The organism is Pseudomonas sp. Z18(2022) (assembly GCF_036346535.1).
Classification (GTDB): Bacteria; Pseudomonadota; Gammaproteobacteria; order Pseudomonadales; family Pseudomonadaceae; genus Aquipseudomonas; species Aquipseudomonas yamanorum_A.
Genome location: NZ_JAOTOA010000002.1, coordinates 88,038 through 103,225, shown reverse-complemented (window position 1 = coordinate 103,225; position 15,188 = coordinate 88,038). Strand labels below are relative to the sequence as shown.

Genomic DNA, 15,188 nt, shown 5'->3' with positions numbered 1-15,188 from the left:
GCCGCAGGGGTAATGCGGCGTTGGTGCGGTCCGGTCCAGCGTGGGTAACGCGGAGTAGCGCCGACTTTAAAGGTATAAAAAGTAAAATTTAAATACCGAAATAGCATATTGATATCACCCAAATAGATAACCTGCGGATTCGCGGTGCAGGCGGATGACAGCTACTGTTCCCGTGTAAGTAGGAAGGGTCTATTTATCGGCGCTGCACTTCAGGGATAGGCAGCGCCTGGCCAGACTGATGGCCCATCAACAGGCGAGGGAATGAGCGATGACCGAGGCAAAACCGATTGACCCGCAGGAACTGGTGAAGTGGCTGGTGGCGTTGCGCAGGGCCATTAACAGCCGGAATCTTTAAACCGACACCGATCCAGTGTGGGAGCTGGCAAGCCAGCTCCCACAGTTTTGACCGCATTCCAGCCATAAAAAACGCCGACGCTGTATAAGCCGTCGGCGTTTAAACCTTGAAGGAGGTTTTGGGGCTCGATCAGAACGCCGGCACGACCGCGCCGTTGTATTTCTTCTCGATGAAGGCTTTCACTTCAGGGCTGGTCAGGGCTTTGGCCAGCTTCTGGATGGCATCGCTGTCCTTGTTGTCCGGGCGGGCAACCAGGAAGTTCACGTACGGCGACTTGGCGTCTTCGATGATCAGCGCGTCCTTGGCCGGGTTCAGGCCGGCTTCCAGGGCGTAGTTGGTGTTGATCAGGTCCAGGTCAACCTGGTCCAGAACGCGTGGCAGCAAGGCCGATTCCAGCTCTTTGAATTTCAGGTTTTTCGGGTTGCTGGCGATGTCTTTCGGCGTGGCCAGGGCGTTGGTTGGATCTTTCAGGGTGATCACGCCAGCTTTCTGAAGCAGCAGCAGGGCACGGCCGGAGTTGCTGCCTTCGTTCGGGATGGCCACGGTGGCGCCATCTTTGAGCTCAGAGATATTCTTGATCTTTTTCGAGTAGCCGCCGAAAGGTTCGACGTGCACACCGATCACGGTGACCAGGTTGGTGCCTTTACCCTTGTTGAAGTTTTCCAGGTACGGCAGGGTCTGGAAGTAGTTGGCGTCCAGACGCTTCTCGGCCACCTGTACGTTCGGCTGTACGTAGTCGGTGAAGACTTTGATTTCCAGGTCCACGCCTTCTTTGGCCAGGGTCGGCTTGACCAGCTCGAGGATCTCGGCGTGCGGGATCGGGGTAGCGGCTACCACCAGTTTCTCGTTGGCCTGGGCGAAGCTGGCAGTCAGGGCAGCCGCCAATGCGGTAAACAACAGAACCTTTTTCATGCAGTGTCCTTATCGAAAATCCGGGTCGTCTGGGACGGCCGCTTTTTTAGTTGAGTGCCAGCGAAGTGCTATCGCGGCGTGAAGCGGACAATACCGAGGTTTTTTATTCCAGAACAATACTTTTTATTAACTTTGATATTCCATTTTGTTCATGTAGGAGCCCGGCTTGCCGGCGATGGCGTTCTTGAGCCTTGCGATGCTCCTGAGGACGCCATCGCCGGCAAGCCGGGCGCCTACAAAACAGCGTGTTCTTTCAGATAGCTTTTCAGGGCTTCAACCTCGGCGGCGCTGGCGTGGCCAAGAATTCGCCGCACCTGCTCCACAGGCGAACCTGCCACGGGCAGGTTCAAATGCTCCGGTAAAATCTCGTCGCCACTGCTGACCAGCAGGGCAAAGTGGATCACGTTCTCCAATTCCCGGGTGTTGCCCGGCCAGCTGTGATGCTCCAGCACGCGCTGGGCTTCATCGCTGATCAATGGCACCGGCAGGTCGAGACGCTGGCTGTAGATACCGAGGAAATACTCCGCCAGCGACAGGATGTCGCCCACTCGCTCGCGCAGTGCCGGCAACTCCAACTGGCCTTCGCTGAGGTAATGGAACAAGCGCTCATGAAACTTGCCGGCCGCCACGGCCTGGGCGAGGTCGATGCTGGTGGCGGCCACCAGCCGCACATCCACCGGGCTTGGTTGATGGGCGCCGACGCGAGTGACTTCGTGGTTTTCCAGCGCCGCCAGCAGCTTGACCTGGATCGGCAGCGGCAAGTCGCCGATTTCATCCAGGTACAAGGTGCCGCCATTGGCCGAGCCAAACCAGCCGGCCCGGCTGCTGGCCGCGCCGCTGTGGCTGCCGGCGGCATAGCCGAATAATTCGGCGTCGGCGTACGTCGGGCTGATGGCGCCGCAATTGACCGAGACAAACAAGCCGGTGCGGTCGCTGCCTCGGTGGATGTGGCGCGCGAGCAGTTCCTTGCCGCTGCCGGTTTCACCGCGGATCAACACGGGCAAGGCACGGGGGGCGAGGTTTTCGAGGTCTTCGCGCAGCTGGCGCGAACGCGGGTCGACAAACACCAGCGCCTTGGCACGAATGCTCAGGGGGCTTTTTTCGGCGTCGGGGAAGGTCAACAGGGGCTGACCGAAGGTTTCATGCAGGCTCATGGCAGACTCCCGCCCCATCCACGAAGGGGAAGGGGCGTTTAAAAAATTTTATGCACGGCGCCTGGAGTGGTGCTCCAGGCGATTTTGCAGGCGATAGAGGTAGGCGAAGCCCTGTTCCCAGCGTTGGTGGCCGGACTTCACATTGATGTGCCCGGCACCCGACAGGATTCCGGCTTCGGCGCCCCAGTTGCGGGCCAGTTCAAGGGCGCGGGTGGCGCTGACGGCGCTGTCGTTGTCGGAGCTGACGACCTGGCTGGGGAACGGCAACAGGTCGCTGGGGATTGGCGCAAAGTTACGCAGGGCGGGAGCGCATGCGGGGCGTTCGACATCGGCCGGGGCCACCAGCAGGGCGCCGCGTACCTGACGCAGAAACTGCACCGGGGCGGTGGCGGCCCAGTGGGCAACGGTGATGCAGCCCAGGCTGTGGGCAATCAGAATCACCGGGGTGCTGTCGGCGGCGATGGCTTCGGCCAGTGCTGCCACCCAGTCTTCGCGGCGCGGGGTGAGCCAGTCGGCCTGCTCCACGCGTGCGCTGTTGGGCAGGCTGTTCTGCCAATGACTTTGCCAATGATCTTCTGGCGATCCTTGCCAGCCCGGCACGATCAGATAACGAATCGACTCGCTGTGCATGGGTGTGCCCTCCTGCAGCGTTTAACGTTGTGGGTCAGTATAGGCACGGGGTATATATTCGTTAAGGAATAAGAAGCTATTTATTAATAACCAAAGTGATGGCTTGAGGGTACATATCCGTTATTTAGGTAACGGCCACCTATGGTTTCGCTCTTACAGCGACTCACTTTGGAAAAGCCGGAATGCCGGCCCAGCCCAAAGTAAGCAAAGGGCTCGGCCCCGCCTGTCGGCACCTCGCCTAGGCTCGGCGTTCCCTCACTCCGGGCTGAATGGGGCAGTCAGATCAAAATCAAAAGCAAGAGCACGGCGGCCTGAAAGCCGACCTGAGTGGTAAAAGCAAAGGCAAAAGCCGCTTTTCTGTAGGAGCTGGCTTGCCGGCGAAGAACCTGAGAACGCCGCGTTCATTCAGGACGCCAGCGTCATCGTTAACGACCATCGCCGGCAAGCCAGCTCCTACAGTGGACCGTGCTCGCTTTAGATTTTGCCTTTGCTTCACCACACTCAAGCCGGCCTGTAGGCCGCTGTGCTGTTGATCTGCTTTTGATCTTGATCTTAGGCGCCCCGTTAAACCACGCTGGCCGAACGCAGGTAGTACGGAGCGGGTAAACCGGCAGGACGCCGGTTTAGCCGCGACGGGGCAGGGACGCCCCGTCGCGGCGGCCCGCTTCGTGCTACCGGAGCTGAGGGCACACCGAGCCTAGGCGAGGTGCCGAGTGGTGGGGCAAGAGCGTTTTGCTTACTTTTGCGCTCTTCAAAAGTGAGCCGCTGTAAGAGCGGAACCATAGCCAGCCATCCCCCAAATAACGGATATGTACACACCCCCCCAAACCGCAGGCAAAAAAAAGGCCGCACCCTGCCAAGGAGACGGCCAAAAAAATTGTCGAGGCATTTGAAACTAACGTGCAGTAATCACCGACAGCTTGGTAATCCCAGCGCGCTCGATAGACGCCATGGCTCGCGCCACTTCGCCGTAGTTCACTCCATCATCAGCCTGCAGTTGCACCCGCACATCCGGGTCCTTGGCCTTGGCCGACTGCAGGTTGAATTCCAGCAGGTCCGGCTGGATTTCATCCTTGTTGATAAACAGTTTGCCGGCGGCATCGATGCTCACCACCAACGGGTCTTTCTGCTCCACCGGCGCCACGGCCTCGGTCTTGGGCAGGTTGATCGGAATCGCATTGGTCAACAGCGGCGCCGTCACGATAAACACCACCAGCAGCACCAGCATCACGTCCACCAGCGGGGTGACGTTGATCTCGCTCAGCACCTCATCACTGTCTTGCGTGGAGAAGGCCATCTCAGGACGCCTCCTTCACTTTTTGCGCGCCGCCCTGGGCACCACCCGCCTTGCTCAGCGTCGGGTGCAGCAGCACACGGAACGAGTTCTTCTGCGCCAGGCTGTAGAAGTCGTGGGCGAAGTCATCCAGGTCGGCGGCGGTGAGTTTCAGGCGACGCAGGAAGTAGTTGTAGACCAGCACCGCCGGCACCGCGACAGCGATACCAACACCCGTGGCAACCAGCGCGGCACCAATCGGCCCGGCCACGGTTTCGAGGCTGGCGGAACCGGCGGCGCTGATGCCTTTCAAGGCTTCCATGATCCCCCACACGGTGCCGAACAGACCGATAAACGGCGAGGTGCTGCCGATACTGGCGACCACGGCCAGGCCGGTTTCCAGAGAACGACGCTCACGCACAATCTGTTGGCGCAGGGCACGTTCGAGGCGGTCCTGGTGATTGATCGCCTGGCTCAGGTCAGCCGCGTGCGGCGCATCGCCGACCTGGATCGCGGCGTAACCGGCCTGGGCCACACGGGCAGCAGCGCCCGGTTTGGTTTCAGCCAGTTCCGCGGCCGAATCCAGGCTGGAGGCCGCCCAGAACTGTTTGTGGAACTTGCGATCCTGGGACTTGAGGCGGCCGAACTGGACGCCCTTGAGCAGGGCCAGGCCCCAGGTGGCGACCGAAAAGACCACCAGCAGCCAGATAACCGCGCTTTCGATGGATTCAGTTGGAGATGCTAATGCCATGATGTCTTCCCTCTGTGCAGGTCGCGATGTGTCCAACACACCGCATCCCAATAATTAATGAATCTTGAAATCGATCGGTACGCTGACCCAGCCGTCCTGGGCCACATCGCCCTGCTTGGCCGGTACAAAACTCCAGCGCTTCACGGCAGCCAGTGCGGCTTCGTCGAGTTGCTGGCGACCACTGCTTTTCTGAATCTGGATCTCACCCGGTTTGCCGGTAGCCAATACATGCACCCGCAACAACACCGTGCCTTCCCAACCCCGGCGCTGGGCCAGTGACGGGTATTCGGGCGCCGGGTTCTTCAGGTACGCGGCGTTGGCCGAGGCCGGCGTTACCGGCGCTGGCGCAGGCGGTGCCGGGGCTGGAGCCGGTGGCGCAGGTACAGGTGGCGCAGGCGGCTGCTCCGCCACCGGTTTCGGTGCGGGCTTGGGCACAGGCTTCGGTACCGGCTTGGGTTTCGGAATCTTTTTCGGCGCCGGCTTGGCGGCCAACTCATCGACCACCGGTGGCGGTGGCTCGACAACCGGTGGCGGCGGCGGTGGCGGCACGGGTGGCGGCGGTTCCACAACCGGCGGTGCCGGCTGGGAAAATTCGATGGTCATCGGCGGAATTTCCGGCGGCACAATCGGCAGCACCGGGGTTGGCTTCTGGCTGACCCAATAGATCACCGCGCCGTGCAAGGCCAGCGCGAGAATCCCCAACAGGATCGCTTCACGCCGACTCAACACACCCTTGGGGGTTTTCTGCGTACGCAGCTGCCCCAACGGCGCGCGATGCGGCCGGCCAAGGTCGACCAACTCACCACCCGGTGCCTGGCGCCACTGCGCCTCTTGTGCACTGGCGGCGGTCTGGACATTGCCCATTGATTAACTCCCCTGCGGTCTTAAGCAAAAAAACCGACGGGCCTGCCTTGGCGGCCGTCGAGGGGTGAATCATCGGCGGCAGACGCTTATCTCTTAAAGTAATCTTTAAAGTTATAGATAGATCTAAATTGAATAACCGAAACATCCGGATACGCCGAGGCCACGTCCTGCGCGGCCTGGCGCCGAGGGGGAAAATCTCAATGCTTTTCAGGCATAAGAAATATTCTCTAAAGGCATCGGTTCAGAGACAGCACTTACGCAATTGATCGCGCAGTTCAACAGCCACCTTCGTGAATCCCGACACCCAGTCACAGAAAATCACTTCGTCCAAGGCCTTCATCGACATCTGGGAACACAACCTGAGCAAACCGGCTTCATCCAAGGCTAACCAACGCCCAGCACTGCGTCCCTGTTGAAAATTCATCTCAAGCATTCGTCGGCATCCCAACGGACTCAAGTCAGACAGGCCCATCGTGCAATGCAACGTCACACTTGCCGCATTCTTCGGCATTTCGATGATTACCGCTTCCTGTTGCCGAGCGTCGGCCAAAGCGCACACACCGTCCTGCAATGAAAAATTGCCACCAAACCTTTTGCTCAACGCCGCCATTAGCAAATTGCTAGCTTCCACCGTCATTCTCCCTTGAGTTGTACGGCACAAAGAGTGGTTAGACGGCGACTCAGAGTTCCATGCAAAGCGTAGGAAACTCTCCGCAGCAGCCGTACGGCGTTTGGAACTGCGCTCAGCAACCGTACCACTGAGCTAAACCAATCTGAGAAAAGGTAACCGCATGTTCATCCATCAATCCGTCCCTTCCATGCCCCCACTCGTTGGCGTGGAACCTCCTCAGCTAAACCAGCTTCGCCAGCACACGGCTCCACCTGTGTCGCGCAGCGAGTCCTTGATCGAAAGGGGCGCGCGTGGAGCAGATTTGACTGCCCTCCAGCAGGTTCCTCTGCCTGCTCTCCCCAAAACGACTGCCCAGCCTCAGCACACGGGCTTTGTCGACCCAGCCACTCGTTCTGCCGCAAACAGCCAAACACGACAATTGGCGTTGCAACAGACCATGAGTGCCAGGGACCTGCTCTATAACCCAGGCGAGGCGCTACGCACCGAACTGGGATTGGCCGCAGGCCGCGCGCACGACATGATCAGCGGCCTCGGTGATCTGCAGGACCCTCTGGGTGGGCACTTGTTCGGAGCAGAAGGGCTCATGCCAGGCCAGAACGCGCAGGCATTGCTCGACACCTTGAAACGCATGCATAACGACATACCTCCGGGCCGCAGCAACGCGACGGCGAAAGACCGATCGATATTGATCGCGCTCATGGGGGATATCGGCGCGATTCTGAGTGATTCCACTACGGGTGTTGAGCGTACAAAAGACCAGGACAAGCAGCTCAAGGAATTGATTCCAAAGCTACTGAACCTTGCGACGTCACCAGAGACGATCATGGCGCCCACTGCGGCATTGGGAGGCTCTGGCACCATAGGCCCGGCCAAGAAACAGGAAAGAATCAAGCCACCCAATGAGCAGCCTCCCCGCACAGGTATTCATAATCTGGGAAAAGAGGCGGATGACCAGTTAGGTATTGCGCAATCAGGACGGCTGCTCCCCAGCCGATGGGATGTGTCGCAGCTGAAAACCGAGCGAGTCCTCCAGACGACAGAGCCTTTGGTAGCCCATATGTCAGGTACCCAGGCGGAAACCCTGGCCGTCTGGGACATGCTTCGTGGAGAAAAAACACCCTACACGGGGGTAATGGAAAACCTCAGGGCACAACCACAGCAGGCAAACGACCCCATGGCCCATTTGCCTGACGACGAACGGAACGCCCGATACGCGCGTGCGGCCGGCACTGCCGCGTTCCTGATCAGCAATGGCTACCATAGTGCGGTGGAAGTTCTGGGCGGAACACTGGCTTACACAGGCCAGGATGGACAATCTGTGGTCGGCCCTGGACAAGACGCTGCGCATCTCTTCGGGCAAGGTGCCGCGACGGAACTCGTCAGCGAACTGATGAGTAAACAGAGGTCTCCTCGCACTTAAGCCGTGGCACCATGACCGGGCACGTTCATCGCCCCGGCCATGGTGCCTGTTTGATCCAGCCCATCGCTCTCACCTGCCTGCGCATAACTTTACGATTTGCCGTTGTAACGTCTGCCCTGCGGCTCCCAGGCCTCCCCGCACATACAACGCCAGACGCACCCCCTGCACCACGGGCAAACCACTGTCCGTCCCGAGCACGATATGCCCCGCCTGCACCACTCGCCGTGGCAACAGGCTGATGCCCAACCCCGCCCCCACGGCCGAACACACACTCGCCAGGCTCGCGCTTGAATAGCCGATGCGCCAGCGCCAGCCACCCACTTCCAGGTGCTGCAGCATTTCATTACGGTAAAGGCCGCCTACGGGAAATGCCACCAAGGGCAGCGGGTCACGGCCCAGGGACGGCGTACTCAGGCTGTCCACCCAGCACAGCGGCTCCGGCCAGGACGCCACGCAGTCATCGCTGTCGCCCATCTGCTTGACCAACAAAATATCGAACTCACCACCACGATACTGACGCTGCAATTCAGGGCCCAGCCCGCTGGTGACTTCCAGCCGCACTCGCGGATACGCCACAACAAACGCCGACAGCAGCGGCATCAGGCGCTCCGCGGCAAAATCCTCCGGCACACCCAGGCGCAATACACCGTCGCTCTGCTGGTTGATCAGCACGTCGGCCGCCTCTTCGTGCAGCGCCAGGATGCGTCGCGCATAGGCCAGCAACCGTTCGCCTTCCACGGTGGCCACCACGCGGCGCTGATCACGGTCGAGCACCTGGCTGCCCAGCGCGTCTTCGAGGCGGCGGATCTGTTGGCTGACCGTGGACTGGGTCAAATGCAGGCGCTCGGCGGCGCGGGTGAAATTGCCGCAATCAACCACGGCGACAAAACTGCGCAACAAGACGGGATCGAACATGGGCCTCACCATTCCATTTGCCACTGATTGGCATGGTTATATTTAATTTCAGAATACCCCTGCGGCTGCCCATACTTCACGCCTCATTGCGCACAAGGGGGTTTCCATGACTGACGATCAGCAACATCTGCATCACGCCGTGCAACTGGCCCAGGCCAACGTCGCCGCCGGTGGCCGTCCGTTTGGTGCAGTGCTGGTGCACGACGGCGAGGTGCTGGTGGAAGCGGTCAATGAAATCCACTTGAGCCAGGACCCCACCGCCCACGCCGAGATGCTCGCCATCCGCGCCGCCAGCCAACGACTCGGCCCGCGCCTGGAAGGCTGCGTGATCTACGCCAGCGGCCAGCCCTGCCCGATGTGCCTGAGTGCGATGTACCTGTGCGGCGTGTCCCGCGTGGTATTCGCCGCCAGCAACGACGTGGCGGCGCCGTTTGGCCTGTCCACAGCGGCGATCTACCAGCAATTGGCGCTGCCGCTGGCGGAGCAAAAATTGCCCGTACAGCATCTGCCGCAGGCAGCGATGCAGACCCTTTACGCGCAATGGCAGGCCCTGCATGACGCTGAATAATTCGTTCGCCGGCAAACTCGCCGGCTGGGGCTTGCTGGTGGTGCTGGGCCTGAACCTGCGGCCCATCCTCAGTTCCATCAGCCCGTTGCTGGGGGAAATCCGCCTGGCCACCGGCCTGAGTTTCCAGAGCAGCGCGCTGCTCACCAGCCTGCCGGTGATCTGCATGGGCCTGGTGGCGTTGGTGGGTGTGCGCCTGGAGGCCAAGCTGGGGGAACGTCGCGGGATCGCCCTGGGCCTGATGATGATTCTGCTGGCGTGCCTCGCGCGCTGGCTGTTTGGCCAGGCGCCGGCACTGCTGGCCACCGCGTTGTTCGGCGGCGCGGGTGTGGCGCTGATCCAGGCATTGGTGCCGGCGATGATCAAGCGCCAGTTTCACCAGCGCGTGCCACTGGCGATGGGGGTTTACTCGGCGTCGCTGATGGGCGGCGGTGGCTTGGCGGCACTGCTCAGCCCGCTGGTGGCTGGGCATTTCCAGCACTGGCAGGCAGGGCTTGGGATCTGGTTGCTGCCGGCGCTGGGAGCGTTGTTGCTATGGGCCTGGCTGCCATTGGGCGCGGCGAAAAACCCGCAGGTGACAGCGCCATTCCAAGGCCTGCGCAACCGTCGCGCATGGCTGCTGGCGCTGTATTTCGGTTTGGTGAATTGCGGCTACATGAGCATGGTCGCGTGGTTACCGGCCTACTATCAGCAGTTGGGTTGGGACGTGCTGCCCAGTGGTTCGCTGCTGGCGTTCATGACGATCTTCCAGGTAATCGCCGCACTGTTGATGCCCGCATTGGCGCAACGCGGCATTGATCGTCGACCGCTGCTGAGCATCAGCCTGCTGGCCCAGACCGTGGGCTATATCGGCCTGCTGACGGCGCCGCTGCAATTCCCGCACCTGTGGGTGGCGCTGATCGGCTTCGGCCTGGGAGCATGTTTTGCCCTGAGCCTGCTGCTGACCCTGGATCACCGCCGCGACCCTCGGGAAGCCGGTCAACTGGCAGCGTTTGTCCAGGGCGTGGGCTTTTTGATCAACGCTATCTCGCCGTGGCTGACCGGCTGGCTGCGGGAGTTGACCGGCAGTTTCGTCAGCGCGTGGATGGTGCTGACAGTGACGGTGGTGGCGATGCTGATACTCACCCGAGTGTTCAGCCCGGCCACCTACCGCACCGGCTCTATGAATATGCAATTTGAGTCTAGATAAAACAATAAAGCTTCTTTGGCGGAATAAGCGAGGCGATTAGAATCCCGGTTTCCTTCAGGACGCCGGAAAACTCCATGGACCTTCGCCAACTGCGCTACTTCATCGCTCTGAACGAGTACCGCAGTTTTGTGCGCGCCGCCGACGCCATGGGCATTACCCAGCCGGCGTTCAGCCGCAGTATCCAGAGCCTGGAACAGGAGTTCGGCTGTGTGCTGGTGGACCGCGCCCACAAAGACCTGCGCCCCACCCCCGAGGGCCAGGTGGTGTTGCAACATGCCCTGTCGCTGGTTCAGGGGGCGGCGCGGCTGAGCCACGAAGTTACCCGCATGACCAAGCTCGACGCCGGCGAATTGCGCTTTGGCTGCGATGCCGTGGCGGCAGTGAACCTGGTGCCCGAGGCGATCGCGCGGTTTGTCGGCGCCCATCCCCGAGTACGCAGCGGATTGCAGGTGGATAACTGGGAAAAACTCGGGCGTAGCTTGAGCCGCGAGGAGATCGAATTCTTCATCGCCGATGTGCGCCACTTCGAGGCCGATCCGAACTTCCAGACCCAGGCCCTGACACCCCGGCGCAATGTATTTTTCTGCCGCGCCGGGCACCCGCTACTGGCTAAGGACAGCCTCTCAACCAACGATTTGTTTGACTACCCGCTGGCCACACCGCTGATCGCTCCCGGGGTACGCAAGCTGCTGGCCAACCTGAGCGGGCGTATCGACTTTTCTCCCGCGATCGAGCTGGAGCAGTTTGCGGCGCTGGCAGCCATCGTGCGCCAGTCCAATGCGATCGGCCTGGGCGCCGAGGATGCGTTTGCCGAAGACGTTGCCCGTGGCGCACTGACGGTGCTGCACTGGCGCAATGTGCCTCACAGCCTCGACAGTTTGAACAACCGCTGCGGGATCATCAGCCGTACCGGGTTTCGCTTGTCGCCGGCGGCGAAGGCGATGATCGAAACCCTGGTCACCGTGGACAGCCCCTCAGCTGAAGCAAGCTTGCTCGCCCGCAGCTAAAAAACCGGGCGTACGCGGCAACCCATTCTCTTGATTTCAATGAAACTGTTATCGGCAATCAGCGGGTTTTTTCGTCTGCCGGGAACCGACACCATTGGCCCCAGAACAGAAAAACCTGGAGCCCCGCCATGTACTTGAAATACCCACTCAGTTGGACTGCCCTTGCCTTGGCAGTGGCCCTCACCGGCACTGCCGCCCAGGCTTCCATGCCGGCGAACCTGCCCGCCGATCAGAGCGTTGGCGCCATCGAGCAGGTGCACGCCTTCAACGATGCCATGCCCACCGGCGTGAGCGTTACCGAGACCGGACGCATCTTTGTCAACTTTCCTCGCTGGGGCGACGAGGTGCCGTTTACCGTCGCAGAACTGCGCGATGGCAACGTCGTACCCTACCCTGACCAGGCGATAAACCAGGCCAACCCCAAAGACCCGGCCAAGGGATTTATCAGCGTACAAAGCGTGGTGGCCGACGGGCGTGGGCACCTCTGGATACTGGACACCGCAGCGCCTGGCTTCTCGTCTCCACAGCCGGGGGGTGCCAAGCTCGTCGCGGTTGATCTCGCCACCAACAACGTGGTCAAGACCCTCGTATTCCCGAAAAACGTCATGCTGCCCGGCACCTACGTCAACGACATGCGCTTTGATTTTCGCGTAGGTGACCAAGGCGTGATCTATATCACCGACTCCTCCCTTACCGGCCCGGGCGCGATCATCGTCATGGACATCGCCAGTGGCACCGCCATACGCCGGCTCAGTGGTGCACCCTCGACCTCGGTCGACCCGAACTTCGTGCCCACGGTCGAAGGCCAGGTCCTCAAAGTGCGGGATGCCAAAGGCGGCACCCAACCGTTTGCCGTGGCTTCGGACGGCATCGCCCTGTCGGCGGATGGGCAGACCTTGTATTTCTGCCCGCTGTCGAGCCGGCACCTGTATTCCATCCCCACGGCACTGCTGCGAGACGCGACAGTCAGCGAAGCGCGCCTCGAGATGGCGGTCAAAGACCTCGGGGAAAAAGGCGCCTCGGACGGGCTTGAAGCCGACGCCTCGGGGGCCGTCTATGCCGGCGACTACGAAAACAACAGCGTGCGCAAACGGCTGGCGAACGGGCAATGGCAGACCATCGTCCATGATCCTCGTGTGCTCTGGCCCGACACACTGTCAATCGGTCCTGACGGCTACCTGTACTTCATCGCCAATCAGTTGCACCGCCAAGGCATCTTTCACGCAGGCAAAGACTTGCGCCAGAAACCCTACAGCCTGCTGCGAGTGAAGATCGATGCCGCGCCGGCGCCCACACACTAGCGGCGCACAAGCATGAATATCGATGCGTTGAACCTTTTCATGCGATCAACGGAACTGGGCAATATCACCGCAGCCGGCAGGGAGCTGGGACTCGCGCCCTCGGTGGCCAGCCACAAACTGGCGAAGCTTGAAGAATACCTGGGCATGCGCCTGCTGCATCGCACCACCCGCCAGGTCAGCCTGACCGAAGACGGCGCGCTGTTTCTGCCCCATGCAATCCGGGTGCTGGCAGCCGTGGACGAAGCCTATCTGGTCGCGGTGAAAGGCAAGGACGTGGCCAAGCGGGTGTTAAGAGTATCCGCCCCCGGGTCCTTCGCGCGGATGTGCCTGATGCCGGCCATTACCCGGTTCCTGCACGCCAACCCGAAGCTGAAGATCGACCTGATACTGTCCGATCAAATGCAGGACCTGACCGAGATCGGGATTGATGTGGCAATCCGCATCGCCGCCTTGAAGGACTCATCCCTGGTGGCGCGCAAGCTCGGCTGCGACCGGCGCATCCTGTGTGCGGCACCCGCCTACCTCCAGGCGCATGGCGAACCGACTTCACCGGCGGAGCTGATCAACCATTCCTGCATCCTGCTGGGCGACGAGGACCATTGGCGTTTCGTGGGCGCCCAGTCACACGAAGTCACGGCAATCAGTGGTTCGCTCAGAGTCAATTGCGGCGAAAGCGCGCGGCTTGCCGCCGAGGGTGGGCTCGGCATCGTCTCTGTTTCACAGTGGAACGTCAGGGCCTCACTGGAAAGCGGCGCGTTGGTGGAAATCATGCCGTGCTGTGTGCTGGAGCAAACCCGGGATATCTGGGCGATCTACCCCAGCGCGCGGTTGATCTCCTCCAAGGCTCGGGCGTTCGTCGAGTTCATGATCGCCGAGTTCCAGGGCGATTTTTAGCATAGGAAAAAATCATGACGGTGACTCACCAAACTGCAGGCAAAACAAATCTCGCGAGCGGCCCACGCGTCGTTCGACTAGGGGTAACGGACCTGTCTTTCCATCGGGTTACCGCTGCGGTAGTAGCGCAGGTGTTGCAACGCATGGGCCTGACCGTTGAGCGCCACTATGCCCTGCACGAGGAAAACTTCGAGCAGTTGCGCAAAGGCTCGGTCGACATGCTGGTCTCCGCCTGGATTCCGTTCAGCCACGGGCTGTACAAGCAAGCGGTGGAGGCAGTGACGCCCACTCGCGAACTGGGCCTGCACTATCAGCCTTATGCCTTGTGGGGAGTGCCGGACTACGTCAGCGAGCAGGACGTGGAATCCATCGAGGACCTGCTCAAGCCCGACGTCCGGGCCCGGATGAACCCGCTGATCCAGGGGATCGGCCCGGGTGCAGGCATTACTCGTTTCTCGCTGAAAATCATGGACGAATACGGGTTGAACAACGCCGGATATCAGTTCCGCACGGGCAGCCAGGACGATTGTATTAAGGCGTTCGAGGCGCTGTATCAGCAGCGGCGCTGGGGCATCGTGCCGCTGTGGCATCCTCAGTTCCTGCACCACCGTTATCGAATTCGCGACCTGAAAGACCCCAAGGGATTACTCGGCAGTGTCGACAGAGCGGTGCTGCTGGCCCGCGAGGATCGCCTGGTGTTACTCACGGCTGCCGAAATCCAGGTGCTGGACAATATTCGCCTCTCCAACCTCATCGTTGCCGAACTTGATGATGCGCTCAACCGTGGAGGGCAAGCCGCGGATGACGCCGCGAGCGACTGGCTGGCAAGGCATCCCGACACCTTGCGCACCTGGCTCGCCCCACTGGCCTGACTCGGCAACGAGGCCTTTTACGAATTCTGAATTCGCGGCGGGCTGGCTACAAGGGCCCGCTCACTGAGGCTAGTTTGGCGATGCAGATGTTCTGCAATCTCCCCAAACCGAGGATTCCAACATGCTCTACCTGGTTTTCAGCGGCACCATCAAAGAAGGCAAGCAGGCCGAGTTCTATCGTGATGTGGCGGCCGTTTCACAGAAACTCACCCATCAGCACGACAAGGCCGTGGTCTATCAATGGCACAAGGATGAAGAGAACCCCAACCGGTTCTTTCTCAACGAACAGTGGGAAAGCGTCGCGGACCTGCACGCGCATTTCGAAACGCTCTACAAAGCCTTCGGCCCGGCGAAACCCACCGAGCGCCTGCCGGCGAAAATCCTCGCGTACCTCGATGAAGCACAGGTGAACTTCTACCAGGCCATTCAGTAAACCGCACCCGGTCACCCCAGGG

At 60.8% G+C, this 15,188-nt stretch carries 16 protein-coding genes; 8 read left to right on the top strand and 8 right to left on the bottom strand.

Annotated features, from left to right (window positions below):
• Nucleotides 1–484: 484 nt before the first annotated feature.
• The 7 genes from V3W39_RS05805 to V3W39_RS05775 all read right to left on the bottom strand — a co-directional run bounded on the left by V3W39_RS05805 (nt 485) and on the right by V3W39_RS05775 (nt 6,570).
• Nucleotides 485–1,267 (bottom strand): MetQ/NlpA family ABC transporter substrate-binding protein, encoded by a 783-nt coding sequence (locus V3W39_RS05805; protein WP_010168878.1) that lies wholly within the window; start codon nt 1,265–1,267, stop codon nt 485–487.
• A 233-nt stretch (nt 1,268–1,500) separates the two neighbouring features.
• On the bottom strand, nt 1,501–2,421 hold the full coding sequence (locus tag V3W39_RS05800; RefSeq protein WP_003211821.1) for a sigma 54-interacting transcriptional regulator: 921 nt from the start codon (nt 2,419–2,421) through the stop codon (nt 1,501–1,503).
• 48 nt (nt 2,422–2,469) lie between these two features.
• A complete protein-coding gene (locus tag V3W39_RS05795; RefSeq protein WP_177040882.1) occupies nt 2,470–3,051 on the bottom strand; it encodes an alpha/beta hydrolase in 582 nt (193 codons plus the stop codon).
• Nucleotides 3,052–3,946: 895 nt separating this feature from the next.
• A complete protein-coding gene (locus V3W39_RS05790; RefSeq protein ID WP_003218118.1) occupies nt 3,947–4,348 on the bottom strand; it encodes an ExbD/TolR family protein in 402 nt (133 codons plus the stop codon).
• Between the two features lies 1 nt (nt 4,349).
• Complete coding sequence (locus V3W39_RS05785; RefSeq protein ID WP_177120271.1) at nt 4,350–5,078, bottom strand: MotA/TolQ/ExbB proton channel family protein; 729 nt, start codon at nt 5,076–5,078, stop codon at nt 4,350–4,352.
• Between the two features lie 51 nt (nt 5,079–5,129).
• Nucleotides 5,130–5,939 (bottom strand): energy transducer TonB, encoded by an 810-nt coding sequence (locus V3W39_RS05780; protein ID WP_177042273.1) that lies wholly within the window; start codon nt 5,937–5,939, stop codon nt 5,130–5,132.
• A gap of 241 nt (nt 5,940–6,180) precedes the next feature.
• Nucleotides 6,181–6,570, bottom strand: a complete 390-nt coding sequence (locus tag V3W39_RS05775; RefSeq protein WP_330212347.1) for a CesT family type III secretion system chaperone — start codon at nt 6,568–6,570, stop codon at nt 6,181–6,183.
• Nucleotides 6,571–6,871: 301 nt separating this feature from the next.
• Between V3W39_RS05775 and V3W39_RS05770 the strand changes: the two genes are divergently transcribed.
• On the top strand, nt 6,872–7,990 hold the full coding sequence (locus tag V3W39_RS05770; protein ID WP_330212346.1) for a hypothetical protein: 1,119 nt from the start codon (nt 6,872–6,874) through the stop codon (nt 7,988–7,990).
• Nucleotides 7,991–8,059: 69 nt separating this feature from the next.
• Here V3W39_RS05770 and V3W39_RS05765 read toward each other — a convergent pair whose 3' ends face one another.
• On the bottom strand, nt 8,060–8,905 hold the full coding sequence (locus V3W39_RS05765; protein WP_259195163.1) for a LysR family transcriptional regulator: 846 nt from the start codon (nt 8,903–8,905) through the stop codon (nt 8,060–8,062).
• A 106-nt stretch (nt 8,906–9,011) separates the two neighbouring features.
• Here V3W39_RS05765 and V3W39_RS05760 point away from each other — a divergent pair, with 106 nt between their 5' ends.
• The 7 genes from V3W39_RS05760 (at nt 9,012) to V3W39_RS05730 (ending at nt 15,166) form a co-directional block, all read left to right on the top strand.
• Nucleotides 9,012–9,473, top strand: a complete 462-nt coding sequence (locus V3W39_RS05760; protein ID WP_330212345.1) for a nucleoside deaminase — start codon at nt 9,012–9,014, stop codon at nt 9,471–9,473.
• Entirely contained in the window at nt 9,460–10,659 is a 1,200-nt protein-coding gene (locus tag V3W39_RS05755; RefSeq protein ID WP_177042282.1) for a CynX/NimT family MFS transporter, read from the top strand. Before V3W39_RS05760 ends, V3W39_RS05755 begins: the two co-directional genes overlap by 14 nt.
• A 74-nt stretch (nt 10,660–10,733) precedes the next feature.
• Nucleotides 10,734–11,666 (top strand): LysR family transcriptional regulator, encoded by a 933-nt coding sequence (locus V3W39_RS05750; RefSeq protein ID WP_177042284.1) that lies wholly within the window; start codon nt 10,734–10,736, stop codon nt 11,664–11,666.
• Between the two features lie 128 nt (nt 11,667–11,794).
• The gene (locus tag V3W39_RS05745) at nt 11,795–12,967 is read left to right on the top strand and encodes an L-dopachrome tautomerase-related protein (RefSeq protein WP_330212344.1); all 1,173 of its coding nucleotides are present in this window, start codon (nt 11,795–11,797) and stop codon (nt 12,965–12,967) included.
• A gap of 12 nt (nt 12,968–12,979) precedes the next feature.
• Nucleotides 12,980–13,861: a LysR family transcriptional regulator gene (locus V3W39_RS05740; RefSeq protein WP_330212343.1), complete on the top strand. Its 882-nt coding sequence runs from the start codon at nt 12,980–12,982 to the stop codon at nt 13,859–13,861.
• A gap of 14 nt (nt 13,862–13,875) precedes the next feature.
• Entirely contained in the window at nt 13,876–14,733 is an 858-nt protein-coding gene (locus tag V3W39_RS05735; RefSeq protein ID WP_259195161.1) for a glycine betaine ABC transporter substrate-binding protein, read from the top strand.
• Between the two features lie 121 nt (nt 14,734–14,854).
• On the top strand, nt 14,855–15,166 hold the full coding sequence (locus tag V3W39_RS05730; protein ID WP_003218128.1) for a putative quinol monooxygenase: 312 nt from the start codon (nt 14,855–14,857) through the stop codon (nt 15,164–15,166).
• Nucleotides 15,167–15,188: the final 22 nt, after the last annotated feature.